Source organism: Leisingera sp. SS27 (genome assembly GCF_028368855.1).
Classification (GTDB): Bacteria; Pseudomonadota; Alphaproteobacteria; order Rhodobacterales; family Rhodobacteraceae; genus Leisingera.
This window is the reverse complement of sequence record NZ_JAQNCY010000012.1, coordinates 82,289-106,263: the sequence shown is the minus strand read 5'-3', so window position 1 is coordinate 106,263 and position 23,975 is coordinate 82,289. Positions and strand designations below refer to the sequence as shown.

Sequence of the window (23,975 nt, the reverse complement as noted above, 5' to 3'; positions counted from 1 at the left end):
CGGCCATGAAGCCAACAAAAAACGGCCCCGGAAACCGGGGCCGCAGTGCAATTTGGGGTTTGCAGCTTCAGCTATTTGCGCGTCAGGCTTCCAGCGACCGGCGCAGCATTTCAACATCCTCGGCGATCTGGCCGTCTGTCAGCTTCAGTTCCTCGATGCGCTTCACGCCATGCATCACGGTGGTGTGGTCACGCCCGCCGAAGCGGCGGCCGATTTCGGGCAGAGAACGGCTGGTCAGCTGTTTGCAGAGGTACATCGCCACCTGGCGCGGACGCGCATAGGAGCGCAGGCGCTTGGGGCCGATGATATCGGACATGCGGATGTTGTAGTACTCGGACACCTTGCGCTGGATTTCCTCGACCGTGATCTTGCGCTCCGAGGCGCGCAGAACATCCGCCAGGCAGTCCTGGGTCAGATCCATGTCGATCTCGCGGCCCACCAGCGAGGCAAAGGCAAACAGGCGGGTCAAGGCGCCTTCGAGAACGCGAACGTTGGTCGAGATCCGATGCGCCAGGAACTCCAGCACACCGTCGGCGATACGCAGATCCGGATATGTCTCGCGCTGCTGCTGCACCTTGGTCTGCAGAATGCCCAGACGCAGTTCGTAATCGGTCGGGTGCAAATCCACCACCAGGCCGCACTGCAGACGCGATTTCACCCGCTCCTCCAGATCTTTGATCTCACCCGGCGCGCGGTCCGCAGAGATGATGATCTGCTTGTTCTGATCCACCAGCGCATTGAAGGTGTGGAAAAACTCTTCCTGGGTCGAATCCTTGCCCGCGATGAACTGAACATCATCCACCATCAGCACGTCGACCGAGCGGAACAGGTGTTTGAAATCCATCATCTTGCGTTCGCGCAGAGCCTGCACAAAACGGTACATGAACTGTTCCGCGGACAGATAGAGCACATTCAGATGCGGGTTCTTTTCCTTCAACTCCCAGGCGATGGCGTGCATCAGGTGGGTTTTACCCAGACCGACACCGCCATACAGCACCAGCGGGTTGAAGGTGACCGGACCGCCTTCGCCAACACGGCGTGCGGCAGCGTGGGCCAGCTCGTTCGGCTTGCCGACAACAAAGCTGTCGAAGGTAAAGCGCGGGTCGAGCGGCGCGGCCTGAAGCGCCTCCAAAGTGTCCTTGCCAGCGGAAGAGGCCGCGGGTGCAGTCATCACGGCCACATCGCCGTCAGTGCTAGCATAGGCCTCAGCTGCAGCGGCGGGTTCTGCCGGGCGGGCCGGGCTGTTCGCCGCCACGCGGAAGGCAAGGCGTTGCACCTGTTCGCCGGACATCGTCAGTTCATGCAGAATCAGATCTGCAAAGTTCTGGCTGACGTAATTTCCCATGAAATTGGTCGGCACTTTGAAGACGGCAACCCCACCGTCCACGGCGTCAAATTCAAGCGGCTCAATCCAGGTCGTGAAATTGTTCTGGCCGACCGTCTTCAACAGCCGGTTTCTGAGCTGTCCCCATTTTTCTTCTGTCATGCTGCGCCTCACGCATCCCCAAAAAGCAGCGGCCCCTTTGCCGGGCCAATTCTATTCTTCCCCCAACCACCCGGGGGGCATTCACGCACAGGGTTACCGCGTGCGGACCAGCAGTGGCCGCATCGCCCGAAGGCAAGACGTTCGCTTGGAAACAGCAAAGACGGCCGCAGTGAGCGGCAGATTCGCCGTTACGAACAGTATCGCACACAATTGAGACAAGGCTGCTGACCATAACCGATACAGCAGTGGATCACGGCCAGAATAGCGCATCAGATGCGCCCTGTGCCGAGCAACCTGGCAATCTTGATGCCCGTCAAGATTGCCGCGAGCAGCCTGTCCCCCCAGCGAGTGAATCGCTGATACAGTGGTAGCAATTTGAGGGGGGCAGCGGCAACGAAACTATGATGTTGACTCTGTCTTTGGCGGCAAAGAATCTCCTGCGCCCAGCGAGTCCCGGCAAGGGTTTTCCCAAAAAACAAGGCGCTGCAATCTGCAGCGCCCTGACAACTTTTCAAAGGCCCGTGAGCCTGATCAGCGAAGCGAATCTCAGGCCAGTGCCTTCACGCGTGCGGACAGGCGCGAGATTTTCCGGGAAGCGGTGTTTTTGTGATACACACCCTTGGTGACGCCGCGCATCAGCTCGGGCTGAGCCGCGCGCAGAGCTGCGGTTGCAGCTTCCTTGTCGCCGGAAGCGATAGCTTCTTCAACTTTACGCAGGAAGGTGCGGATGCGCGAACGACGGGCTTTGTTGACGGCAAAGCGCTTTTCGTTCTGACGTGCGCGCTTCTTGGCCTGGGGCGAATTTGCCATGGTATCTGACCTTATCTTCGGGTTCTGTTTCTATCGGACGCAATGCCAGCCAGCCCCGGATCAGTCACCGGTGTGATTCTAGCCTGAGCGGGCTGCACGCGCATGTATGAGGGCGGCGTTTATCCAACTCTGCATGGAAATGCAAGGGTCCCGGCCCGGAATGCAAAACGGCGGGCCAAACTGCCCGCCGTTCCGGGTATCTGATGTGCCGCTTACTTGTCGCGAAACTGCGCTTCGCGCTTCTCCAGGAACGCGGCCATGCCTTCTTTCTGGTCTTCGGTCGCAAACATCGAGTGGAAGACCCGGCGCTCGAACAGAATGCCCTCGTTCAGCGGCAGCTCATAGGATCGGTTCACCGCCTCCTTGACCGCCATCGCCGTCAGCTGCGATTTTTCGGCGATCTTCTGCGCTGCAGCAGTGGCTTCCTCGATAAGCTTCTTCGCAGGCACGACACGCGACACCAAGCCTGCACGCTCAGCTTCCTCTGCATTCATGAAACGGCCGGTCAGGTTCATATCCATCGACTTTGACTTGCCCACGAACCGGGTCAGGCGCTGGGTGCCGCCGATACCGGCCACTACGCCCAGGTTGATTTCCGGCTGGCCGAACTTGGCGGTCTCGGCAGCAATTATGAAATCGCACAGCATCGCCAGCTCGCAGCCGCCGCCCAGCGCATAGCCTGCCACTGCAGCGATAACCGGCTTGCGGATCGCCGAGATGCGGTCATTGGCATCAGCGAACAGATTGGTGGAGAACACCTCGGTGAAGCTCAGCTCCGACATCTCCTTGATATCGGCACCGGCAGCAAAGGCTTTTTCCGACCCGGTCAGCACGATGCAGCGCACCTTGTCGCTGGCATCAGCCTCTTCCAGAGCATCGCAAAGCTCGCCAATGAGCTCCTTGTTGAGAGCGTTCATCGCCTCCGGGCGGTTCAGCTTGATAAGGCAAACGTGGTCCTGCACATCGACGGTGATCGTCTCGTAGGCCATGATTTCTCTTTCGGTTGTTCCGTTCAGTCCTGAGTCCTTACCAAAAGGGTCCCTCTGATCAAGTTATCTTTGGCACTTTACACAGTAGAAGGTGGAGCGCCCCGACTGGGTGATTCTGGCAATTGATCCGGCGCAACCATCGCGTCGGCACGCTTCACCCTCGCGCCCGTAAGCATCAAAACTGTGCTGAAAATATCCAAGTTCGCCAGAGGCTTGCCTAAAATCCTTAAGCGACGATCCACCCGCACGAATGGCGTCCTGCAGCACATCACGGATGATCGGCACAAGCGCCGCCACCCGATGCGCGGCAATCTGCCCGGCTTTGCGGCGTGGCGAAATTCCCGCACGGAACAGCGCTTCGCAAACGTAGATGTTACCGAGACCTGCGATGATTCCCTGATCCAGTAATGCGGATTTCACCGGCGTGTTGCGCCCCTGGAAGGCCGCCACCAGGTGATCCTCGTGGAAATCATTGCCCAGCGGCTCCGGCCCCAGAACTGCCAGCAGCTTGTGGCTTTCGGCGGTTGCGGTCTCCAGCAGATCCATCGCCCCGAACCGGCGCGGGTCGTTGAAGGTGATGCGGGCGCCATTGTCCATGTCCAGCACCACGTGGTCATGCTTCTCCGCTTGGGGATGCTCATGCGCGAATTGCCCCAGCGGATCGCCGGACACCGTCATCCGCCCGGACATGCCGAGATGGATCAGCAGCGTCTCATTGGTATCAAGATCCGCCAGAATATACTTTGACCGCCGCCGCAGCCCATTCACACGCGCGCCGGTCAGCCGCTCTGCCATCCTTTCCGGAAACGGCCAGCGCAGATCCGGGCGGTTCACAGCTGCCTTTGTGATCACCGCCCCTTCCATCGCAGGCGCCAAACCGCGTTTCACCGTCTCGACCTCGGGCAATTCTGGCATTACACCCCTCCTGAACCAACGGGCCGCATTGTGCCTGCCCCACAGCGCCTTATAACAAGGGCGAAACTCAGCAAACGGCAAGCCTGATGAGCAACACGAGCGACAACACCACCCATTTCGGGTTCGAAACCGTCCGCGAGGAGGAGAAGGCAGGCCGCGTGCAGGGGGTCTTCAACTCTGTCGCCTCGAAATACGACATCATGAACGATGTAATGAGCGTCGGCATCCACCGGGTCTGGAAAGACGCAATGATGGACTGGCTGGCTCCGCGGTCCGGTCAGCGGCTCCTGGATGTGGCGGGCGGTACCGGCGATATCTCCTTCCGCTTCCTGAAACGCGCAGGCCACGGCCATTCCACCGTGCTCGACCTCACCCGCCCCATGCTGGAGGAGGGCCGTAAACGCGCCGAGGCGGAGCAGATGGCCGACAGCCTCGACTGGGTCACTGGCGACGCGATGAAACTGCCGTTCAAGGACAACACCTTCGACGTCTACACCATCTCCTTCGGCATCCGGAACGTGACCCGCCCGCAGGAAGCCCTGAACGAGGCCTACCGGGTGCTGCGCCCCGGCGGGCGGCTGATGGTACTGGAGTTCTCGCAACTGCCCAATGACGGGCTGCAGAAACTTTACGACCTCTATTCCTTCAACGTTATCCCGCGGATGGGCCAGCTGATCGCCAATGATTACGACAGCTACCAGTATCTGGTGGAATCAATCCGCAACTTCCCGGATCAGGAAACCTTCCTGGGAATGGTGAAACAGGCAGGGTTCGAAAACGCCAAGTACCGAAACCTGTCGATGGGCATCGCCTGCCTGCATTCCGGCTGGAAGATCTGACCCATGCGCGGCCCCCATAATATCCTGCGCCTGATCCGTACAGGCGCCACTTTCGAGCGCACCGGCGCCATGCATTCCGTGCTGGAGGCGTTTGAGGCGCCAAAACCCCTGCGCATTCTGGCCCGCACACTGGGCTGGCCGTTCAAGTGGCTGGGCTACAAGGGTGACCCTGCGATGCCGCCCGAAACCCGTGCGCTGAACGCGCTGGGCCCTGCTTACATCAAGTTCGGCCAAGTGCTGTCGACTCGACCGGACGTGGTGGGCAAAGATCTCGCCAACCAGCTGCGCGTCCTGCAGGACAAGCTGCCCCCATTTTCCCGCGCCGAGGCACTGGCCGAAGTGGAAAAGGAACTGGGCCGCCCGGCTTCGGAAGTATTCTCTGATTTCAGCGACCCGGTTGCCGCCGCCTCCATCGCGCAGGTGCACCGCGCAACCTTGGCCGAGACCGGCGAGGAAGTCGCGGTCAAGGTGTTGCGCCCTGGCATCGAGCGCGCGTTCAATAAGGACGTGGACGCTTTCTACTTTGCAGCCCGCATCGTTGACCTCTTCGCCCCCAGCGCCCGCCGGCTGAAGCCGATGGACGTGATTGAGCATTTCGACGGTGTGGTGCAGGGTGAATTGGACCTGCGTCTTGAAAGCGCCGCCGCCTCTGAATTTGCCGCCAACACTGCGAAGGACGAAGGCTTTCAGCTGCCGGAGATCCGCTGGGCCTATTCCGCCCGCCGGGTTATGACGATGGGCTGGGCCGACGGCATCCCGCTGGGTGACAATGATGCGCTGGATGCGGCCGGACACGACCGCAGGCTGCTGGCCAACCGGGTTCTGTCCCTGTTCCTGCGCCACGCGCTGCGCGACGGTTTCTTCCACGCCGATATGCACCAGGGCAACCTCAAGGTCGCGGCCAACGGCGATATCATCGCCTATGACTTTGGGATCATGGGTCACATCGACGAATACACGCGCCGGGTCTATGCCGAGATCCTCTATGGCTTCATCAAGCGCGACTACAAACGCGTGGCCGAGGTGCATTTCGAGGCCGGCTATGTGCCCGCCAACCGCGACGTCGATGAATTCGCCCGCGCCCTGCGCGCGGTCGGGGAACCAATATTTGGCATGGACGCCTCTCAGATCTCGATGGGCCGGCTGCTGAACTACCTGTTCGAAGTGACAGAGCGCTTCGGCATGGAAACCCGCACCGAGCTGATCCTCCTGCAGCGCACCATGGTAGTGGTCGAAGGCGTCGCGCGTTCACTGGACCCGCATATCAACATCTGGGAAGCGGCGCGGCCGGTGGTTGAGGATTACATCAAGAAATCCATCGGTCCCCGCGCAGTTGTCACCGACCTGCTGGACACTGCCAAGGTGATGGCCCGCTTTGGCCCCCGTCTGCCTGCGCTGGTGGAACAGGCACTGATCGCGCAAGCCGCGCAGAATGGCGTACGGCCTCGTAACACGCGAAGCTGGGTAACCCCCGCAGTTCTGGGCGCAGCCGGTGCCACCGGCATCTTTGCCTTGATTGCCTTACTGCTCTGAGCCCATAGAACATTCACCGCTCACAGTTGCACCTTCCTGAGCAAGTTTGGAAACCTGCAGGAGGTCTGTCCGAAAATGCGCCAATCAAGTCCCCTCACATTTGTCGGCCGCTCGCCTCAGGGGCGAAACGCAAGCGCTCCGGACACGTTGACCAACAATCCAAACACCACCATGATGGCAGCGGGAGCCGTGAACATGATTTCCCGCACAAACATCTGATGCAGCAGGAGCATTCCCGTGCCTGCCAATTCATTTTTGCAGAAGGGCCATGAAGGAACGCTCTGTTCCTGACGTCAAGCTGCAGCAATAACGGAAGCAGTTGATGAACAACCCGCGGAAAGTTCTGCTCGTGGAAAATGATGCATCCATCCGGTACATGATGCGTGACATCATTGCGACGCTTGGTGTTGAAGTGAGTGTGGCCGAAGATGGACAGTCTTGCCTCGACATGCTCAGCAGCGCGCCAAGCGACTACGGGCTGGTTCTGATGGATCTACACATGCCGCAGCTTTCGGGGATCGACGCAGCCAAGCAGATTCGGGAAGCACCGGTGGATCCCCCGAGCAATATCCCGATTATCGCCGTGACAGCGGACGCAGCTTTTCACGACCAAGCCATCGTCAGGAAGATTGGCATGGATGGGTTTGCCCCAAAGCCTTTGACACCGAGCCGACTTTTGAGGCTGATCGACAAATTTTGCACCGCAGCAGAACTTGGAAATACACATAGGCAAAGCACTGCAGAAAAAAAGGTTTTTTGAAACCCTTGCAAGAAGACCAATTGGCCGCATGAACGACTTGGAACAAGACCCTCTGGCAGGCACTTCAGTCAAGCTGCAGCAATCAGCTGGCTCTCAGACCTGTGCTGGCAACAATAGTTACAATTTTGCCTGCATCACTACCTCTCCAGATGGCCTGGCGTCTTTGTTGAAACTGGTTAGCCAACTCCCGAGTGCGGCTAACACCATCTATGTGATCGCCCAGCAGCCATCCTCGCCGCCGAAGGGTGACTTGGCCTCTCTGATTGCCCCCGAAACGACACTGCCTGTGGTAGAATTAGGCAGTGAAACCGATCCAGTGCCCGGAACCATTTATGTTATTCCAGAAGACCAGGATGTAGTGTTTGAAGGCGGTAGGCTGCTCTTGTGCCAACACTCGAAACACCCCTCACTTTCGAAACCGGCCACTGATCCGCTGTTTATGCACATTGCCGAAGAATGCGGAGAACACTGCGTGCGCATTGTGCTATCGGGAACTGAAAACGGCCGTAAATAAACCATCAGTGAAAGCGGCTGCATCGACCTGACACTGACGCAGGAACAGATCGGCCAGCATTTTGAGAAGATCCTGACAAGGCCGCGCAATCTGTCGATATTGCAGCCTGGCGCAGGCGAACCCAGCAAGCTGAGCGATCTGTTTGCCATCCTGATGGCCCGAACCCAGGTTGATTTTGCCAACTACAAAGAAAACACCATCAACCGGCGGGTAGCCCGGCGGATGTCGGCACTCGGCATCGAAGACTACGAAAGCTATGTCGATTATTGCAGATCGAACTTTGAGGAAGTCGACGCTCTGCACCGGGACCTGCTGATCTCAGTCACACGTTTCTTCCGCGACCCGGAACAGTTCCGCAAGCTGAACGACCAGCTGGAAAAGCAGCTGGCAAGCCGCGGCCCCGGCCCGATCCGGGTTTGGGTGGCCGGCTGCGCCACTGGTGAGGAAGCTTACTCCATTGCCATTCTTATTGCAGAGCTTCTTGGCGGCCTCCACGCACTGACCAAGAGCAACGTGCAGATCTTTGCCACCGACATCGATCAGAATGCCATCGAGATCGCGCGCAGAGGCATTTACCCTGCTTCGGCGGCCCAGGACATTCCCGCCTCCTATCTGAAGGAGTATTTCTCCCTCGGCGAAAGCGACATCTCTGTCCGCCAGGAGCTGCGCAATGTCACACTGTTCTCGCAACACAACGTGTTCCAGGATCCGCCCTTCATTAATCTGGATATGGTCACCATCCGCAACGTTCTGATCTATTTCAATCTGGCGCTTCAGGAACGTGTGCTGACCCGGCTGCACTATTCCCTCGCTTCAGGCGGGCTGCTGTTCCTGGGCACGTCTGAAACCGTTGGAGAAATGGGCATCTATTTCGAAGCCCGGCAAGGCGCCGACAAGATTTTCGGAAAACGCCGCGGTATTTCACGGGAGCTGACAGTCTCCCCCAGCACGCCAGGCAGCGCCTATCTGCGGTCCCACAGCATGCGGCGGTCGGCAGCGCAGGCGGCAGCGGAACAGGCCGACCAGGCCGACCTTTCCCTGGCGCGCGCCGTTGCGCCCAATGGCATGATTTGCACCCGCAATGGCGATATCATCGAGGTCTTGGGCGATATCAGCATCTACAGCGAGATCCGGGCCGGCATGTCGACGTCGTTGAACGTGAAAATGCTGATTGAACCGTTGCGCAGCGAGGCTGCAAGTCTAATCGCCGTCTCCATCCGCAACGAGGAACGCCGCGACGGGCGCTGGCACAACGTCTCTTTGCCGAATGGCAACCGCGTCCAGCTGCAAGCCTTCCCGTTCTTCAGCCACAAAGGCGGGGAGGTGCATTGCCTGCTGGCCATTAACTCCAAGTTCGAGGAACAAAAGGAAATCAACTTCGGCGAGATTTCCGACCGGGAACAGCGCGACTATGTCGAACGTATGGAAATGGAGATCCGGTCCACCCAGGAAGCGCTTCAGCAGACGATTGAGGAGCTGCAAACCGCGAATGAAGAGCTGCAATCTTCCAACGAGGAACTGCAATCCACAAATGAGGAATTCCAGGCCACAAACGAGGAATTGGAAACCTCCAATGAGGAGCTGCAATCCACAAACGAAGAGCTGCTGACCGTCAACGAGGAATTGCAGATCAGCTCTGCGGAACGCCAGGCGCTGGCCTTTGAGCTGGAAGCGATGCTGGCATCTTCGCCTTACGCAGTTGCGCTCGCGGATCAAGCCCTGATCATCCGGCGGCTGTCGCGCGTCGCGCAGGAGGTGTTTGGCATTCGCGAGCTTCTCCCAACCGGACTGCACCTGAGTCATTGCAACCTGCCCAGCGGCTTCCCGGCTCTGGCGCCGATTGCAAATACTGTTCTTCGGCTGCAGGAAACCCGGCGCATCCCAGTGCTTTCAGGCAACGAGTACTACACACTGATCCTGTCTCCGGTGCTGGATCTTCACCAAAAGCTGATCGGCATCTCGATCACTGTGTCCCGTTTCGACAACGAGCCTGTTAACAATGTCCTGAAGCTGGTCAGCAAGGTCGCCAATGTTGGTTTCTTGACCCAGAACCTGCAAACGATGGAAACTATTCTGTCCCCTGAAGCCCACACCATTTTGGGTGTCGAAGACTCTGCATCTGGTCTTGGTATCGATGAACTGCTTGGCCGGGTCCATCCGGAAGACCGGCCTGCTCTGCAAACGCAGCTGGACAAGTTGCTGCAAGATGCAGGGTCTTTTGAGTATGAAGCCCGTTTCTTCGACGATGCGGGCAAAACGCTCAGCATAGCTGGGAGCCTGATGGTAGTTCAGGACTCCCACGGTGAAAAGTACAACTTATAGGAGTGTGCTGGAACAAAGCGCAACTTGAGGAGCGCAGCCTGATGCTGGGGTCCAGCGCGGCGGTGCTGAACCATTTCTCGGTCGGCACCTTCTCCTTTGACGTCAGGAACAATGTGCCGCTCTGGAATGCGCCTATGTATGACCTGACGGGGTGTGTTCAGGGAAAGGACGTGCCATCCGTGGAGACGCTGCTGGGGTGCATCCATCCGGAAGATAGAAGTTTTATTAACGACGGGCTGCAGGATGTGCTGTCGGCAGGACAGCCTTTTCACTATCCTGTGAGACTGGAGGCTGCTGATGGCAGCTACGAAAACGGCGAGCTGTTTGCTCAAGCCCTTCAGGACGAGGCGGGCCGCACAACTCATGTCTTTGGCGGTTTGAAGCTTTACAGGAGCGGATCAGAGTGAACCGAGCATGCTTCGCAATATCCCAACCGGAACGCTCCTGCGCCCGGCTATGGCAACGGCTCCGGGCCTTCACCTTAAACTTACCGAAAGCTTAGGATAACCGGCTCTGATGGAGATACCGGCGGGAAACGACTCCTTAGAGGATGAACTGTTGGGGAAGGCTTATTTGGCGTCTCCCTACGCATCTTTCATCCTCGACTGGAACGGGCGCATTCTTGTTTGCAACAGGCGGGCAGAGCGCAGCTTTGCTCCCAGCGCCCAGCCCGGCAGCGGTGCATTGAACGGAACCAGTATCAGCAAGCTTACGCTGCTGGAAACCGAGCGCGTCGTTGAGAGACTCCGGCACGGTACAGCCCAGGGTGCCACGACCCTGCCCATGACAGCAGGCATCCGCACGGCGGCGTCTCCGGAAACGGAATTTCGTGTATCCTTGCTGCGCTCCAATGCGCAGGGTGAACGGCTGATTCTGCTGACCCATGACCAGCTCAGAATTACTGCAGATTCCCTCCGGCAGATGAATGAGCTGCGCAGCAGGCTGAACAGCCAGCTGCACAGCGCCAGGGATGCCAACCTGAAACTTCAGGAAACTCTGCTGACAATGGAAGCCTTCGCCCATGCAGCATCCCATGACCTTCGCACACCGATCAGCACCCTCTCCGGTTCATTGCACTATTTCTGGAAACATTACGCTGACGGCCTGCCTGAAACGGCGCGAGAGTTCCTGCAGCACATGACCCGGGCTACCCAGCAGATGGACCGGCTGACAACGGAATTGCTGGACCATTCCGTGTCGACGTCAGCCAGAATAAACGTTCAGGAAATCTCCGCACAGGACGCGGTGTCTGAGGCATGCACAAGCCTGACACAGGAGCTGCAAGCCTGCGGCGGGCAAATCCGGATCAACGGCGACGGCTTCCTGCTGCACGCAGATCCGACACTGCTGCACCTGGTACTCACAAATCTTTTGTCGAACGCGATTAAATACCGGCAGCCTGACCGGCCTTTGCAGATCACGATTGATTTGAGCGGCGCCGGCCGGGACCAGTGGAAGATGTCGGTTGCGGACAACGGAACCGGCTTTGATCCGGAAGACCGGCACCTGATCCTCCAGCCTTTTCACCGTGCGCACCGTGAAATAGAAGGCAGCGGCATCGGGCTGTCGACTTGCGCTGAGATCTGCCGCCGCCACAACTGGCTGCTCACTGCCGATGCAGAACCCGGCAAGGGCGCTGTTTTCACCATTTCTTTCGGCTGATGAAAACCCGGCTCAGCAGGCCTCTGCGGTGACCATCTGGCCAGCGACATAGTCGATCATGCTAACAAGATCTGGCAGGTTGACCGGCTTGTGCAGCACCCAGCGGATATTGCGGCTCAATCCGAACAGTTCGCCGCCGGTGAACAACCGGCTGCCGGTTATGTAGACAACCGGCATATCCGGGCGCATGAGGGCAGCATATTCGGCCACAGACAGCGACATTTCTTCTCCGATCTTCAGATCCAGGATCAGAATTCCTGCCTCGATGTCTGACAACGCGGCAATCGCTTCGGCACAGCTGGCAACAGATTTCACGTCATATCCGGCATCTTGCAGTGCCATTGTGAAGGTGAAACGGACACCTTGGTCATCTTCCAGAAGCAGCACCTTAGTTGTCATTAAACCCCCTTACCGGCCCGCGGGCTGCGGGCTGCGGGCTGCGCGGACTGCACGCTTGCCTCGCCATTAGCTGGCATTTCACCCCCTACGGAGGCAAGTCCAGCGCATACAGGACAAGAAGCGAGTAACTTATTGCGATTCTTGTCATATTTAAAATACTACTTTGGATTGCACTTTCTGTATACGAGAAAACCGTAACCTGTCCGCAAAACCCGCAGCAGCTGGCCGGTCAGGGCGGGCATGGGGCCTGCCTGCCGGCGCCCATGCCCTTCCTTTATCAAAGACGCTCAATTGCCAGGGCAATGCCCTGACCACCGCCGATGCACATGGTGATCAACCCTTTGGAGCCGCCGATGCGCTCTAATTCATAGAGCGTTTTCAGAGTGATAATGGCACCGGTTGCACCCACCGGATGGCCTAGCGCAATGGCGCCTCCGTTCGGGTTCACCTTGGCCGGATCCAGCCCCAGCTCCTTGTTCACCGCCAGCGCCTGCGAGGCGAAGGCTTCGTTTGATTCAATGACGTCGAAATCCCCGGCAGACAGACCGGTTTTCTCCAGCAGGTTGCGCACCGCGGGAACCGGTCCGATGCCCATCACCTCGGGCCGCACCCCGGCATGGGCATAGCCCAGAATCCGGGCCTTGGGTTTCAACCCGGCTCGCTCAGCCGCCGCCGCCGTGGCCAGCACCATGGCCGCAGCGCCATCATTGATTCCGCTGGCATTTCCGGCAGTTACACGGCCGTCCTTCTGGAACACCGCGCGCAGGCCCGCCAGTGCCTCTGGTGTGGTTGGCTTGGGGTGCTCATCCACCTCAAACGGAACCATGTCGCGCTTCACCTTCACCTCGACCGGTGCGATCTGGGACTTGAAATATCCGGCTTCGATCGCCGCAGCGGCGCGGGTCTGGCTGGCGAGGGCGAATTCGTCCATCTGCTCGCGGGTAATGCCGTGCTCATCCGCAACATTCTCTGCCGTCACCCCCATGTGCCCGGTGCCGAACGGGCAGTTCAGCGCGCCCAGCATCATGTCCAGCGACTTAACATCACCCATTTTGGCACCCCAGCGGCTTTGCTGGATGATGTAGGGGCTGCGCGACATGTTTTCGGCACCGCCGGCCAGGGCAAACTCTGCGTCTCCAAGGGCAAGCGATTGAAACGCAGACACAATTGCCTGCACACCAGAGCCGCAGAGCCGGTTCACGTTCATCGCAGGCACCACATCCGGGACGCCTGCCTGCATTGCTGCAACCCGGCTCAGGTACATGTCGCGGGGTTCGGTGTTGATGATGTGGCCGAACACCACATGGCCGATCTGGCCGCCCTCCACTCCGGAACGCTCCAGCGCCGCCTTGGACACGGTGGCTGCCAGGTCGATCGGCGCGGTATTTGCCAGCGCGCCGCCAAAGGTGCCGATGGCGGTACGGGCGCCGTCCAGGATCACGATGTCTGTCATTGGTCTTACTCCTCAACTCCTGCATTGACGCCAGTATGCGCCCGCAGCATGGCCCTGTCTGCCGGGACGTGCCGTCATGGAAACGCGGCGTCACCCCCCGTGCACCCCTTGTACACCCCCTGTGCACCGCCGCGGCGCAGCATGGCGATGGTGCCAGAGCATTTGACAAATCCGCCCCGCCGGCGCAGAGAATCCGTCATGACGGAAAACACAGACGATATCCTGACCCTGCTGCCTGCACGCCTGAAAGAGGCGCGCCGCGCGCAAGGCCTGAGCCTGGAAGCGGTGGCAAACCTGTCGGGCGTCAGCCGCTCGATGGTGAGCCAGATCGAGCGCGGCGAAAGTTCCCCTACCATTGCGACGCTGTGGAACCTCACGCGCGCCCTGCAGGTGGATTTTGCAGGGCTGCTGGAAGCGGGCGACATGCAGGACCGGATCGAGGTGCTTCGCGCGTCGGATGTGCCCAAGATCGAGAACATGGGCCAGGGCTGCCGCATCCGCATCCTGTCGCCGCCAGAGGAGGCTGGCGGGCATGAGGTCTATGACATCCGCTTCGACCAGGGCGGCGCACTCATCAGCCAGCCCCACACCCGCGGCGCGGTGGAGCAACTGACGGTGCTGGAGGGCGAGATTGCAGTCAGCTCCGGCAATGCCAAGGACCAGCTGCAGGCCGGCGACACCGCGCGCTATGCCGCCGACGTCGCCCATTCGATCACCGCCCCCGAGGGGCCGGCGCGGGTGTTTTTGATTGTGAAGAATGCGTAGTACAAACCGGTACCACCCGCTCCGGGAACACCCGATGGCAATTTTCGGCAAGAATACCCCGCCCTTGCCCTTTTATGCACATTCCCCTTGAACGACTCGGGGGACCGGCCCATATGTGGACCGCTAACGTTATTCTTGTCGATCCACTGTCTCCCGTTTTCGCGGCGTTATCAGTCTCTCGATCCAGACCGACTACGCCAGGCTGCCGCAGTTCCGCGGGCAGCATCAAACAGGAGACTACGGATATGGCCACCGGCACCGTAAAATGGTTCAACACCACCAAAGGCTACGGCTTCATCGCACCCGAGGGCGGCAGCAAAGATGTGTTCGTGCACATCTCCGCTGTTGAGCGTTCGGGCCTGACCGGCCTCGCCGACAACCAGAAAGTCACTTTCGACATCGAGCCCGGCCGTGACGGCCGCGAGTCGGCTGTGAACCTGGAACTGGTGTAAGCCAGACAGCTTTGCTGATTGGAAGCGCGGTCCCCATTGGGGGCCGCGTTTTCTTTTGGGCGGTCAGCCCTTGTTCTTCTCGTCCCAGAGTTTGGGTTCCCACAACTCTACCTTGTTGCCCTCCGGATCCATAAGCCAGGCAAAGCGCCCGTTCTCGTGCGCCTCAGGACCCTGCTGGATCGGTATGCCTGCGTCCGTGAGCTGCGCGATCATGCCGTCCATATCGTCGACCCGGTAGTTGATCATGAAACCGGAGGTGCTGGGGGCAAACCAGCTGCCGTTCGGATCGGCAGTGCCCCAGACCGTGAGGCCGCCGTCCTCTGCCGTGTCGTCCTTCCAACTGAGGACAGCGCCGCCGAACTCCTCCAACTCAAGGCCGAGGTGGTCACGGTACCATGCCGCCAGCGCCTTGGCGTCACCTTGCGCCTTGATGAACACTCCGCCGATGCCGGTCACTTTTGCCATGGCCGCACTCCCTGCTGTTTCCTGGGCAGATAGCCCGGATTGGCGGATTTCCAGCCGCCGCGTCCAGTTTGACGGATTTTTTTCCGCAATGATGAAATCCCGTATTCCGGAAACGCATCCGCTATGGTAGACACGCGACTCGAGACACCAAGGGAGTTTGCGCATGTCCACTGCTTTTCTGACCGACATCTCCAACACGCTAGCCCAGATTGAGGGTGAGGGGCTGTACAAGCGCGAGCGAATGATCACCTCCCCGCAGGGGGGGGAGATCACGGTTGGCGGGCGCGAAGTGATCAACCTGTGCGCCAACAACTATCTGGGTCTGGCCGACCACCCCGCCCTGATCAAGGCTGCCAAGGACGCGATGGAGCCGAAAGGGTTCGGCATGGCGTCAGTGCGGTTCATCTGCGGCACCCAGGACATTCACCGGGAGCTGGAGAGCCGCCTGGCGAAGTTCCTCGGCAAGGATGACGCGATCCTGTTCGCGGCCTGTTTCGACGCCAATGGCGGTTTGTTCGAGCCGCTGTTGGGGCCGGAGGATGCGATTATTTCGGACAGTCTGAACCATGCGTCGATCATCGACGGCATCCGGCTGTGCAAGGCAAAGCGCTACCGCTACCTGAACAGCGATATGAACGACCTGGAGGCCTGGCTGAAGCAGGCCCGTGAAGACGGGGCGCGGCATATCATGATCGCCACCGACGGCGTGTTCTCGATGGACGGTTATCTGGCCAAGCTGCCGGAGATCCGGGCGCTGGCGGACAAATACGATGCGGTAGTGATGGTGGATGACTGCCACGCCACCGGATTTATGGGGGCGACGGGCGCCGGCACGCCGGAGCATTTCGGGGTGGACGTTGATATCGTCACCGGGACATTGGGCAAAGCACTTGGGGGGGCCATCGGCGGTTACATCGCCGGGCCGCAGCCAGTGATCGACCTGCTGCGGCAGCGGGCGCGGCCCTATCTGTTCTCCAATTCGCTGCCGCCATCCATTGTTGCTGCCGGGCTGGAAGCGATCCGGCTGGTGGAGGAAGGGGACGGCCTGCGGGCGCAGCTGTTCGAGAATGCGAAATACTGGCGGGCGGGGCTGGAAAAGCTTGGCTTTGACCTCTTGCCGGGTGAGCATCCGATCATCCCGGTGATGCTGGGCGAGGCGCAGCTGGCGCAGGACATGGCGGCCAGGCTGTTTGACGAGGGCGTTTATGTCTCCGGCTTCTTCTTCCCGGTGGTGCCGCGCGGCCAAGCGCGGATCCGGACGCAGATGAATGCCGCACTGACGCGGGAGGAACTGGACCGGGCATTGGCCGCCTTTGGCAAGGTGGGCAAGGAACTGGGGATTGTGTCATGAGCCGTCCGAACACGATGAAGGCGCTGGAGAAAAGCCATCCGCGGGAGGGCCTGTGGATGGTGCAGGCGCCGGTGCCGGAGATCGGCCCCGACGAGGTGCTGATCAAGGTGAAGAAGACCGGCATCTGCGGCACCGATATCCACATCTGGAACTGGGACGAATGGGCGGCGCATACCGTGCCGGTGCCGATGATCACCGGCCATGAGTTTGCGGGCGAGATCGTCGAGATCGGCCGCAATGTCACCGATCTGGCGGTGGGGCAGCGCTGCTCCGGTGAGGGGCATCTGATCAAGACAGACTCGCGCCAGAGCCGGGCCGGCAAGTTCCACCTGGACCCCGGCACCCGCGGCATCGGGGTGAACGAGCAGGGCGCCTTTGCCCAGTATCTTAAGCTGCCGGCCTTTAACGTGGTGCCGCTGCCGGATGACATTCCGGATGAGATCGGCGCCATTCTCGACCCGCTGGGCAATGCGGTGCATACGGCGCTGAGCTTTGACCTGCTGGGAGAAGATGTGCTGATCACCGGCGCAGGCCCGATCGGCATCATGGCGGCGGCGGTGGCGAAACATGCCGGCGCGCGGCATGTGGTGATCACCGATATCAACCCGGACCGGCTGACACTGGCGGAACATGTGGTGCCGGCGGTGCGTGCGGTGAACGTGGCGCAGGAAGACCTGCAGGACGTGGTGCGCGAGTTGGGCCTGAAACAGGGGTTCGACGTCGGGCTGGAAATGTCCGGCAGTCAGGCGGCGCTGGATCAGATGGTGGAGGCACTGGTGATGGGCGGCAAGATTGCCCTGTTGGGCATTCCGCCGGGCAAGTCGCCGGTCGACTGGTCGCGCATCGTGTTCAAGGCGATTACCATCAAGGGCGTCTACGGGCGCGAGATGTTCGAGACCTGGTACAAGATGATCGCGATGCTGCAGAACGGGCTGGATGTGAGCCGGGTGATCACCCACCGCTTCGGCGTTGATGACTTTGCCGACGGCTTTGCGGCGATGAAATCCGGCTCCAGCGGCAAGGTGGTGCTTGATTGGGGTTGAGGGCTGTTTAAGGGGGCTTTGCCCCCTCGCGCCCCGGGGCGCTCACCCCCAGGATATTTTCAGCCAGATGAACAAGGGGAGTTTCACGGGAGCAGCGGCTGGCGGCCTGCTTCGGTGAGAAGCCAGCAATCCCGGCCCTCAAACACCGCAGCGGTGAGCGGACGGCCGTAGCCTGCGCCGCTGTCGAGGTTGATCCGGTTCACGTGGTGCTCGGCCTGTTTTGCCGGGGTATGGCCGTGCACCACCAGCCAGGGGTGGGCGCGTTCGTCGTTCAGGAACTCCTGCCGGATCCAGATCAGATCGTCCTCGCTTTGGCTCTCCAGCGGCAGGCCTGGACGGATGCCTGCGTGAGCAAACAGCAGCTGCGCCTCCTGGTGATAGGGTTTGAGGCCTGCGAGGAAATCCAGATGCGCCTGCGGCACCGCAGCGCGGGCGCGCGCGTGGGTCTGGTAGATGCGGTCGCCCTCCGCCACCTCCACGCCGTAGGATTGCAGAGTCTCAATGCCCCCGATGCGCTCGTGCAGCCAATGGTAGCCGACCAGCAGGCGGGCGTCGTTGCGCGGATACTCCTCCAGGAACATCGAAAACATGCGGTCATGATTGCCCTTGAGGAAAATCCAGTTGCGGCCCGCGGCCTGGCCTTGCATCAGCCGTTCCATCACGCCGCGGCTGTCCGGACCCCGGTCGGTGTAATCGCCGAGAAACACGATGCGCGCCTGCGGGCCTCCGTCCGTCTCGATCAAGGCCAGCGCCTGTTCCAGCATTGCCGACTGGCCGTGAATATCGCCAATGGCGTAGAGAGGGGAAGTCATCTGCTGTCCTTTGCTGCTGCTGTTTTGATGCCGGATCAAGCCCTGCACCTCAACCCCGCAGAATCTCCCGGCCTGCCGGTTTTCCCAAAAGATCAGTGAAGTGTGTTAGGCTGGCGTTTCGAAATCTGCGAGGTTCTGGTGACGGTAAAACGGAACCGCGTCATGGGAGGGACAAGTGATGAATGGAATTGCACGGCCGTTCATGCTGATTGCAGTGCTATGCGCCTTGGGCGGCATGGTTTGGGGGATCCAGATGTCGGCGAGCCAGGACCACCTGCTGTCGCCTGCGCATGGGCATCTGAACCTGCTGGGCTGGGTCAGCTGCGCGATCTATGCCTTTTATTATCATCTGGTGCCCGGCGCCGGCGAAGGCCGGCTGCCGCGGCTGCATCTGGCCGCAACAGTGCTGTCGCTGGGGTTGCTGATACCCGGCATTCCGCTGGCGATCCTCGAGCGAACCGAAGTGCTGGCAAAGGCAGGGTCGCTGACGGCGCTGGCGTCGATGCTGCTGTTCGGCGCTATTGTCCTGCGCAGCCGGCCGGAGAAGGCGGCATTCCTGCACCAGAGATAAAATGTAAAAGCCCCCGCAGAACAGGCGGGGGCTTTTGCAAGGAACTGACCGAACGGGTCGTCAGGCGACGTCGAACTGCAGCGGCTTGATCTGGTTGAACAGACCGGTTTCCGCCAGTTTGGCGCGCACCTCTGCCGGGACTTCATTATCCACATAGAGAAGCGCGATGGCTTCGCCGCCGGCCTCGGACCGGCCGAGGGTGAAATTGGCGATGTTTACGCCATGGTCGCCCATGGTGTGGCCCAGGGTGCCGATGATGCCAGGGACATCCTCGTTGGTGGTGTAGAGCATATGCGCGCCCACATCCGCCTCGATGTTGATGCCCTTGATCTGGATGAACCGCGGCTTGCCGTCCGAGAACACGGTGCCCGCCACCGAGCGTTCGCGCTTGGAGGTCACCGCGGTCACCTTGACGTAGCCATCGAAGGAGCCGGACTTGTCCTGATTGGTGGTGGAGATCTGGATGCCGCGCTCCTTGGCCACCACGGGCGCGGAGACCATGTTCACCTCGGGGTTGGAGCGTTTCATGATACCGGCGATCACCGCGCAATTCAGCGCGTCCAGGTTCATGCCCGCGGCAACACCATCATAAAGGATGTTGATCGCCTTGATCGGCTCATCCGTCATCTGGCCGACGAAGCTGCCCAGGTGATCGGCCAGCTTGATCCAGGGGCCCATGACCTTGGCTTCCTCAGCCGTCACGCTGGGCATGTTGAGCGCGTTTTCCACGGCACCCGTCAGCAGGTAGTTGGACATCTGCTCTGCCACCTGCAGGGCGACGTTTTCCTGCGCCTCGGTTGTGGCGGCACCCAGGTGCGGGGTGCAGACCACGTTAGGCAGGCCGAAGAGGGCGTTTTCCTTGGCCGGTTCCACCGAGAACACATCGAAAGCGGCGCCTGCCACATGGCCGGAGGTCAGCAGTTCCGCCAGTGCGCCTTCATCCACCAGGCCGCCGCGGGCGCAGTTGATGATGCGCACGCCCTTCTTGGTCTTTGCCAGGTTTTCCTTGGACAGGATGTTGCGGGTCTGATCGGTCAGCGGCACGTGCAGGGTGATGAAGTCGGCGCGGGCCAGCAGCTCATCCAGCTCAACCTTTTCGACGCCCATCTTGTCGGCCTTTTCCTGGCTCAGATAGGGGTCAAAGGCCACAACCTTCATCTTGAGGCCGCGGGCACGGTCGCAGACGATGCCGCCGATGTTGCCCGCGCCGATCACGCCCAGGGTCTTGGCGGTCAGCTCAACCCCCATGAACTTGGATTTTTCCCATTTGCCGGCATGAGTGGAGGCGGAGGCCTCCGGCAGCTGGCGGGCAACCGCGAACATCATTGCAATCGCGTGTTCGGCGGTGGTGATCATGTTGCCGAAGGGGGTGTTCATCACAATGACGCCGCGCTTGGAGGCGGCTTCCTTGTCGATGTTGTCGGTGCCGATGCCGGCCCGGCCGATCACCTTGAGGTTATCGGCGTTCTCGAGGATCTTCTCGGTCACCTTGGTGGCGGAGCGGATGGCGAGGCCGTCATACTGGCCGATGATTTCGGCCAGTTTTTCCTTGTCCTTACCCACGTCGGGCAGGAAGTCGACGTCGATGCCGCGGTCGCGGAAGATCTGGACGGCGGCCTCGGACAGTTTGTCGGAGATGAGTACTTTGGGAGCCATGACTGTGGTCCTTAGAATGTCTGTGCTGGGACTGCGGGCGCTGCCGCCCGCCTTTAAGGTTGCTCAGGCCGCTTCAGTCTGCGCGGCGATCTCGGCCTCGAAGGCCCATTTGATCCAGGGCATCAGCGCCGCCACGTCGGCGGCCTCCACCGTGCCGCCGCACCATATGCGCAGGCCCGGAGGCGCATCGCGGTAGGCGCCGATGTCATAGGCGGCGCCTTCAGCTTCCAGACGTTTGGCCACGGCCTTGGCAAAGGCGGCGCCGTCCTGGATGCGCTCGTCGGAGAACTTGAGGCAGACAGATGTGTTGGAGCGGTATTCCGGCTGCTCGGCCAGGAAGGCGATCCAGGGGTTGTCCTGGACGAAGCTTTGCACCGCGGCCAGGTTGGCATAGGCGCGCTCGCGCAGGCCTTCCATACCGCCCACCGAACGCGCCCAGTCGAGCGCCAGCAGGTAGTCCTCCACCGCCAGCATCGAAGGGGTGTTGATGGTTGCGCCCTGGAAGATGCCGTCGATCAGCTTGCCGCCCTTGGTCAGGCGGAAGATCTTGGGCAGCGGCCATGCGGGTGTGTAGCTCTCCAGACGCTCCACTGCGCGGGGGCTGAGGATGATCATGCCGTGCGCCGCTTCGCCGCCCAGCACCTTCTGCCAGGAGAAAGTGGTCACATCCAGCTTGTCCCAAGGCAGATACTGCGCGAAGGCAGCGGAGGTGGCGTCGCAGATGGTCAGGCCTTCGCGGTCCGCCGGGATCCAGTCGCCATTGGGGACGCGTACGCCGGAGGTGGTGCCGTTCCAGGTGAAGACGACGTCATTGGCGAAATCGACGGTGGAGAGGTCCACGATCTGGCCGTAGTCAGCGGTTTTGACAGTGGCGTCCAGCTTAAGCTGTTTCACAACGTCGGTAACCCAGCCGGCGCCGAAGCTTTCCCAGGCCAGCATCTCAACGCCGCGGGCGCCCAGAAGATTCCACATCGCCATTTCCACCGCGCCGGTGTCGGACGCGGGCACGATGCCGATCTTGTAATCAGCGGGGATGCTCAGGATCTCGCGGGTGCCTTCGATCGCAGCCTTCAGCTTGTCCTTGCCCACCGCAGCGCGGTGCGAGCGGCCCAGCGGCGCGCCTGCAAGTTTGCTCAGATCAAAGACAGGGGGTTTGGCGCAGGGGCCGGACGAAAAACGCGGATTGGCCGGCCGCGCGGCAGGTTGTTCAATAGCCATAAATGCTACCCTTCCAGATAAGCGCCCCTCGTTGGGGAGGGGTGTCCCGCCATCAGAGCTAGTGTGCTGCAGCGCGGCACGCAACAGAAATTTCAGAAAAATGCGGCTGTTCATCTGTTTTTTGCGACATGAATTTCCACCATCGGAAACAGCCGCGCTGAAATGGTGCAAAGGGGCGCTCCTTATGATGCACCCTGATTTCCGCAGTTTTTTGCCGTCTGGCTGTTCTGCCGGGACAGCGTTATGACAGGGCAAACAGCGCTGGAACGGAGCCTGCCGATGTACACCGCCACCCTGCTTTGCAACCCTGCCCGACCGGTGCTGGAGCCTGCGCTGATCGAATCGCTGCGCAATGCCTGGGGCGGCGACGAGGCGGTCTGGCTGGCGCTGGGAGTGGCGGCCGAGTTTCCGCTGAAGCAGATGCCGGATAACCGATGGGACGTCTGGGAAGATCTGCAGGGCATGGGTGTGGACCTGGTCATTCAGCCCAGCGCCGGGCGCCGGAAGAAGATGCTGCTGGCGGACATGGACTCCACCATGATCCAGCAGGAGTGCATTGATGAGCTGGCCGAGGAGGCAGGCGTCGGCGCGCGGGTGAAGGACATCACCGCGCGGGCGATGAACGGCGAACTGGATTTCGAAGGCGCGCTGACTGAGCGGGTCGGGCTGTTGAAGGGGCTGCCGGAGACGGTTATCACCAAGGTGCTGGAGGAGCGTATCACGCTGATGCCCGGCGGCAAGCAGCTGCTGGCAACGATGAAGGTGGACGGTGCCTATGCGGCGCTGGTTTCTGGCGGCTTCACGGCGTTCACGGCGCGGGTCGCAGAAGTACTGGGCTTTGATGAGAACCGTGCAAACACGCTGCTGACAGAGGACGGTAAGCTGACCGGCGCGGCAGGCCGGCCGATTCTGGGGCGGGAGGCCAAGGTGGAGGCGCTGGAGCAGATCTCCAGCCGGCTTGGAATCGCTGAGGCGGATGTGATCGCGGTTGGTGATGGCGCCAATGACCTCGGCATGCTGAAGCGCGCGGGCGCAGGTGTGGCGCTGCATGCCAAACCCTCAGTCGCGGCGGAATGCGATATCCGCATCAATCACGGCGACCTGACGGCGCTTTTGTACATCCAGGGCTATGCCCAGGACGAAATCAAGGACTGATCATCGCATGCTGGAAGTGGGTATTGAGACCCTGCTGCTGTTGCTGGCGGCGGGGTTTGCCGCCGGGTTCATTGACGCAATTGCAGGCGGCGGCGGGCTGATCACGGTGCCGGTGCTGCTGCTGGCAGGGGCCAATCCGGTGACGGCACTGTCGACCAACAAGATCCAAGGGCTGTTCGGCGCAGCGACCGCCGCCTTCACCTATGCACGGGCCGGGCATGTAGACCTGAAGACGCAGATCGGGCCAGCACTGATCGCCTTTGCCGCGGCAGTTGCGGGTGCGTTTCTGGTGGCCTACCTGCCGACTGAGTGGATTCGGGTGATTCTGCCGGTACTGCTGATCGGGATCGCCATTTTCTTTGCGCTGAAGAAGGGACTGGATGATCTCGACCGGCACCGGCGCCTGTCCCCTGCCCTGTTCACCGCGCTCATCGTTCCGCTGTGCGGGGCCTATGACGGGCTGCTGGGGCCTGGCGCTGGCAGCTTCTACATGCTCGCCTTTGTGTCGCTGGCGGGCTACGGCATCCTGCGTGCAACCGCCCATACCAAACTGCTGAATTTCGCCTCCAATGCAGGCGGTCTGCTGGCGTTTTCCTTCTTTGCGACCCCTTGGTGGATCACCGGCCTGCTGATGGGCTGCGCCCAGATTGCCGGTGCGCGGGCGGGTGCGGGGCTGGCCAGGAAACAGGGGGCAAAGGTGATCAAGCCACTGCTGGTGGTGACCTCTGTCTCGCTCGCGGCCAAGCTGCTGTGGGATATGATGTAAGGCCGGCTCTGGCTTTACCCCATATTTAACATTTTCCTT

Annotated in this window: 24 protein-coding genes; 14 read left to right on the top strand and 10 right to left on the bottom strand. The window is 60.6% G+C overall.

The genetic code is table 11. The features are described from left to right. Positions 1 to 82: 82 nt before the first annotated feature. The 4 genes from dnaA to mutM all read right to left on the bottom strand — a co-directional run bounded on the left by dnaA (position 83) and on the right by mutM (position 4,200). The gene (gene dnaA / locus N6L27_RS19620; protein ID WP_271909091.1) at positions 83 to 1,486 is read right to left on the bottom strand and encodes a chromosomal replication initiator protein DnaA; all 1,404 of its coding nucleotides are present in this window, start codon (positions 1,484 to 1,486) and stop codon (positions 83 to 85) included. A 546-nt stretch (positions 1,487 to 2,032) separates the two neighbouring features. After that, positions 2,033 to 2,296, bottom strand: a complete 264-nt coding sequence (gene rpsT, locus N6L27_RS19615; protein ID WP_019295144.1) for a 30S ribosomal protein S20 — start codon at positions 2,294 to 2,296, stop codon at positions 2,033 to 2,035. A 212-nt stretch (positions 2,297 to 2,508) separates the two neighbouring features. After that, positions 2,509 to 3,285 carry an enoyl-CoA hydratase gene (locus N6L27_RS19610; protein ID WP_271909088.1) on the bottom strand — a complete coding sequence of 259 codons (777 nt, stop codon included), beginning with the start codon at positions 3,283 to 3,285 and terminating at the stop codon, positions 2,509 to 2,511. Positions 3,286 to 3,348: 63 nt separating this feature from the next. Beyond that, positions 3,349 to 4,200 carry a bifunctional DNA-formamidopyrimidine glycosylase/DNA-(apurinic or apyrimidinic site) lyase gene (gene mutM, locus N6L27_RS19605; protein ID WP_271909086.1) on the bottom strand — a complete coding sequence of 284 codons (852 nt, stop codon included), beginning with the start codon at positions 4,198 to 4,200 and terminating at the stop codon, positions 3,349 to 3,351. A gap of 86 nt (positions 4,201 to 4,286) precedes the next feature. Between mutM and ubiE the strand changes: the two genes are divergently transcribed. The 7 genes from ubiE (at position 4,287) to N6L27_RS19570 (ending at position 11,830) form a co-directional block, all read left to right on the top strand. Further along, positions 4,287 to 5,039 carry a bifunctional demethylmenaquinone methyltransferase/2-methoxy-6-polyprenyl-1,4-benzoquinol methylase UbiE gene (gene ubiE / locus N6L27_RS19600; RefSeq protein ID WP_271909085.1) on the top strand — a complete coding sequence of 251 codons (753 nt, stop codon included), beginning with the start codon at positions 4,287 to 4,289 and terminating at the stop codon, positions 5,037 to 5,039. Positions 5,040 to 5,042: 3 nt separating this feature from the next. After that, positions 5,043 to 6,572 (top strand): 2-polyprenylphenol 6-hydroxylase, encoded by a 1,530-nt coding sequence (ubiB, locus tag N6L27_RS19595; RefSeq protein WP_271909084.1) that lies wholly within the window; start codon positions 5,043 to 5,045, stop codon positions 6,570 to 6,572. A gap of 322 nt (positions 6,573 to 6,894) precedes the next feature. Beyond that, complete coding sequence (locus N6L27_RS19590) at positions 6,895 to 7,332, top strand: response regulator (protein ID WP_271909083.1); 438 nt, start codon at positions 6,895 to 6,897, stop codon at positions 7,330 to 7,332. Between the two features lie 28 nt (positions 7,333 to 7,360). Next, positions 7,361 to 7,846: a chemotaxis protein CheB gene (locus tag N6L27_RS19585; protein WP_271909082.1), complete on the top strand. Its 486-nt coding sequence runs from the start codon at positions 7,361 to 7,363 to the stop codon at positions 7,844 to 7,846. Positions 7,847 to 7,945: 99 nt separating this feature from the next. Then, entirely contained in the window at positions 7,946 to 10,168 is a 2,223-nt protein-coding gene (locus N6L27_RS19580) for a CheR family methyltransferase (protein ID WP_271909080.1), read from the top strand. A gap of 41 nt (positions 10,169 to 10,209) precedes the next feature. Further along, positions 10,210 to 10,575, top strand: coding sequence for a PAS domain-containing protein (locus N6L27_RS19575; RefSeq protein WP_271909079.1), 366 nt, complete (start codon positions 10,210 to 10,212; stop codon positions 10,573 to 10,575). Positions 10,576 to 10,951: 376 nt separating this feature from the next. Continuing rightward, on the top strand, positions 10,952 to 11,830 hold the full coding sequence (locus N6L27_RS19570; RefSeq protein ID WP_271909078.1) for a sensor histidine kinase: 879 nt from the start codon (positions 10,952 to 10,954) through the stop codon (positions 11,828 to 11,830). Between the two features lie 12 nt (positions 11,831 to 11,842). Here the strand turns inward: N6L27_RS19570 and N6L27_RS19565 are convergent, their stop codons facing one another. Then, a complete protein-coding gene (locus N6L27_RS19565; protein ID WP_271909076.1) occupies positions 11,843 to 12,229 on the bottom strand; it encodes a response regulator in 387 nt (128 codons plus the stop codon). A 277-nt stretch (positions 12,230 to 12,506) separates the two neighbouring features. Continuing rightward, positions 12,507 to 13,682 (bottom strand): acetyl-CoA C-acyltransferase family protein, encoded by a 1,176-nt coding sequence (locus N6L27_RS19560; RefSeq protein WP_271909074.1) that lies wholly within the window; start codon positions 13,680 to 13,682, stop codon positions 12,507 to 12,509. A 198-nt stretch (positions 13,683 to 13,880) separates the two neighbouring features. Here N6L27_RS19560 and N6L27_RS19555 point away from each other — a divergent pair, with 198 nt between their 5' ends. Next, positions 13,881 to 14,447, top strand: a complete 567-nt coding sequence (locus tag N6L27_RS19555; RefSeq protein ID WP_271909072.1) for a helix-turn-helix domain-containing protein — start codon at positions 13,881 to 13,883, stop codon at positions 14,445 to 14,447. 245 nt (positions 14,448 to 14,692) lie between these two features. Continuing rightward, on the top strand, positions 14,693 to 14,899 hold the full coding sequence (locus N6L27_RS19550; RefSeq protein ID WP_271909071.1) for a cold-shock protein: 207 nt from the start codon (positions 14,693 to 14,695) through the stop codon (positions 14,897 to 14,899). Positions 14,900 to 14,962: 63 nt separating this feature from the next. Here N6L27_RS19550 and N6L27_RS19545 read toward each other — a convergent pair whose 3' ends face one another. Continuing rightward, positions 14,963 to 15,364 carry a VOC family protein gene (locus tag N6L27_RS19545; RefSeq protein ID WP_271909070.1) on the bottom strand — a complete coding sequence of 134 codons (402 nt, stop codon included), beginning with the start codon at positions 15,362 to 15,364 and terminating at the stop codon, positions 14,963 to 14,965. A 163-nt stretch (positions 15,365 to 15,527) separates the two neighbouring features. Between N6L27_RS19545 and N6L27_RS19540 the strand changes: the two genes are divergently transcribed. Next, positions 15,528 to 16,715, top strand: a complete 1,188-nt coding sequence (locus N6L27_RS19540) for a glycine C-acetyltransferase (RefSeq protein ID WP_271909069.1) — start codon at positions 15,528 to 15,530, stop codon at positions 16,713 to 16,715. A gap of 14 nt (positions 16,716 to 16,729) precedes the next feature. Continuing rightward, complete coding sequence (gene tdh / locus N6L27_RS19535; RefSeq protein WP_271909129.1) at positions 16,730 to 17,758, top strand: L-threonine 3-dehydrogenase; 1,029 nt, start codon at positions 16,730 to 16,732, stop codon at positions 17,756 to 17,758. Between the two features lie 83 nt (positions 17,759 to 17,841). Here the strand turns inward: tdh and N6L27_RS19530 are convergent, their stop codons facing one another. Continuing rightward, entirely contained in the window at positions 17,842 to 18,570 is a 729-nt protein-coding gene (locus N6L27_RS19530) for a metallophosphoesterase family protein (protein WP_271909068.1), read from the bottom strand. Between the two features lie 178 nt (positions 18,571 to 18,748). Here N6L27_RS19530 and N6L27_RS19525 point away from each other — a divergent pair, with 178 nt between their 5' ends. Beyond that, positions 18,749 to 19,141, top strand: coding sequence for a hypothetical protein (locus N6L27_RS19525; protein WP_271909066.1), 393 nt, complete (start codon positions 18,749 to 18,751; stop codon positions 19,139 to 19,141). A 60-nt stretch (positions 19,142 to 19,201) separates the two neighbouring features. On the opposite strand, the gene serA is transcribed toward N6L27_RS19525, so the two are convergent. Both serA and N6L27_RS19515 read right to left on the bottom strand, forming a co-directional pair. Beyond that, complete coding sequence (gene serA, locus N6L27_RS19520; RefSeq protein WP_271909064.1) at positions 19,202 to 20,797, bottom strand: phosphoglycerate dehydrogenase; 1,596 nt, start codon at positions 20,795 to 20,797, stop codon at positions 19,202 to 19,204. A 63-nt stretch (positions 20,798 to 20,860) separates the two neighbouring features. Next, the gene (locus N6L27_RS19515) at positions 20,861 to 22,015 is read right to left on the bottom strand and encodes a phosphoserine transaminase (protein WP_271909062.1); all 1,155 of its coding nucleotides are present in this window, start codon (positions 22,013 to 22,015) and stop codon (positions 20,861 to 20,863) included. Positions 22,016 to 22,294: 279 nt separating this feature from the next. Here N6L27_RS19515 and serB point away from each other — a divergent pair, with 279 nt between their 5' ends. Next, on the top strand, positions 22,295 to 23,170 hold the full coding sequence (gene serB, locus N6L27_RS19510) for a phosphoserine phosphatase SerB (protein ID WP_271909127.1): 876 nt from the start codon (positions 22,295 to 22,297) through the stop codon (positions 23,168 to 23,170). Between the two features lie 7 nt (positions 23,171 to 23,177). After that, positions 23,178 to 23,936, top strand: a complete 759-nt coding sequence (locus N6L27_RS19505) for a TSUP family transporter (protein ID WP_271909060.1) — start codon at positions 23,178 to 23,180, stop codon at positions 23,934 to 23,936. Positions 23,937 to 23,975: the final 39 nt, after the last annotated feature.

What these genes read in the sequence shown, in the direction of transcription:
- ubiE (WP_271909085.1), top strand. Translation starts at nt 4,287, where the DNA reads ATGAGCAACACGAGCGACAACACCACCCATTTCGGGTTCGAAACCGTC.
- N6L27_RS19590 (WP_271909083.1), top strand. Translation starts at nt 6,895, where the DNA reads ATGAACAACCCGCGGAAAGTTCTGCTCGTGGAAAATGATGCATCCATC.
- N6L27_RS19525 (WP_271909066.1), top strand. Translation starts at nt 18,749, where the DNA reads ATGAATGGAATTGCACGGCCGTTCATGCTGATTGCAGTGCTATGCGCC.
- N6L27_RS19530 (WP_271909068.1), bottom strand. Translation starts at nt 18,570, where the DNA reads ATGACTTCCCCTCTCTACGCCATTGGCGATATTCACGGCCAGTCGGCA.
- N6L27_RS19550 (WP_271909071.1), top strand. Translation starts at nt 14,693, where the DNA reads ATGGCCACCGGCACCGTAAAATGGTTCAACACCACCAAAGGCTACGGC.
- N6L27_RS19565 (WP_271909076.1), bottom strand. Translation starts at nt 12,229, where the DNA reads ATGACAACTAAGGTGCTGCTTCTGGAAGATGACCAAGGTGTCCGTTTC.
- N6L27_RS19515 (WP_271909062.1), bottom strand. Translation starts at nt 22,015, where the DNA reads ATGGCTATTGAACAACCTGCCGCGCGGCCGGCCAATCCGCGTTTTTCG.
- ubiB (WP_271909084.1), top strand. Translation starts at nt 5,043, where the DNA reads ATGCGCGGCCCCCATAATATCCTGCGCCTGATCCGTACAGGCGCCACT.
- dnaA (WP_271909091.1), bottom strand. Translation starts at nt 1,486, where the DNA reads ATGACAGAAGAAAAATGGGGACAGCTCAGAAACCGGCTGTTGAAGACG.
- N6L27_RS19575 (WP_271909079.1), top strand. Translation starts at nt 10,210, where the DNA reads ATGCTGGGGTCCAGCGCGGCGGTGCTGAACCATTTCTCGGTCGGCACC.
- N6L27_RS19560 (WP_271909074.1), bottom strand. Translation starts at nt 13,682, where the DNA reads ATGACAGACATCGTGATCCTGGACGGCGCCCGTACCGCCATCGGCACC.
- N6L27_RS19505 (WP_271909060.1), top strand. Translation starts at nt 23,178, where the DNA reads ATGCTGGAAGTGGGTATTGAGACCCTGCTGCTGTTGCTGGCGGCGGGG.
- N6L27_RS19610 (WP_271909088.1), bottom strand. Translation starts at nt 3,285, where the DNA reads ATGGCCTACGAGACGATCACCGTCGATGTGCAGGACCACGTTTGCCTT.
- N6L27_RS19585 (WP_271909082.1), top strand. Translation starts at nt 7,361, where the DNA reads ATGAACGACTTGGAACAAGACCCTCTGGCAGGCACTTCAGTCAAGCTG.
- mutM (WP_271909086.1), bottom strand. Translation starts at nt 4,200, where the DNA reads ATGCCAGAATTGCCCGAGGTCGAGACGGTGAAACGCGGTTTGGCGCCT.
- rpsT (WP_019295144.1), bottom strand. Translation starts at nt 2,296, where the DNA reads ATGGCAAATTCGCCCCAGGCCAAGAAGCGCGCACGTCAGAACGAAAAG.
- tdh (WP_271909129.1), top strand. Translation starts at nt 16,730, where the DNA reads ATGAAGGCGCTGGAGAAAAGCCATCCGCGGGAGGGCCTGTGGATGGTG.
- serB (WP_271909127.1), top strand. Translation starts at nt 22,295, where the DNA reads ATGTACACCGCCACCCTGCTTTGCAACCCTGCCCGACCGGTGCTGGAG.
- N6L27_RS19570 (WP_271909078.1), top strand. Translation starts at nt 10,952, where the DNA reads ATGACAGCAGGCATCCGCACGGCGGCGTCTCCGGAAACGGAATTTCGT.
- N6L27_RS19545 (WP_271909070.1), bottom strand. Translation starts at nt 15,364, where the DNA reads ATGGCAAAAGTGACCGGCATCGGCGGAGTGTTCATCAAGGCGCAAGGT.
- serA (WP_271909064.1), bottom strand. Translation starts at nt 20,797, where the DNA reads ATGGCTCCCAAAGTACTCATCTCCGACAAACTGTCCGAGGCCGCCGTC.
- N6L27_RS19555 (WP_271909072.1), top strand. Translation starts at nt 13,881, where the DNA reads ATGACGGAAAACACAGACGATATCCTGACCCTGCTGCCTGCACGCCTG.
- N6L27_RS19540 (WP_271909069.1), top strand. Translation starts at nt 15,528, where the DNA reads ATGTCCACTGCTTTTCTGACCGACATCTCCAACACGCTAGCCCAGATT.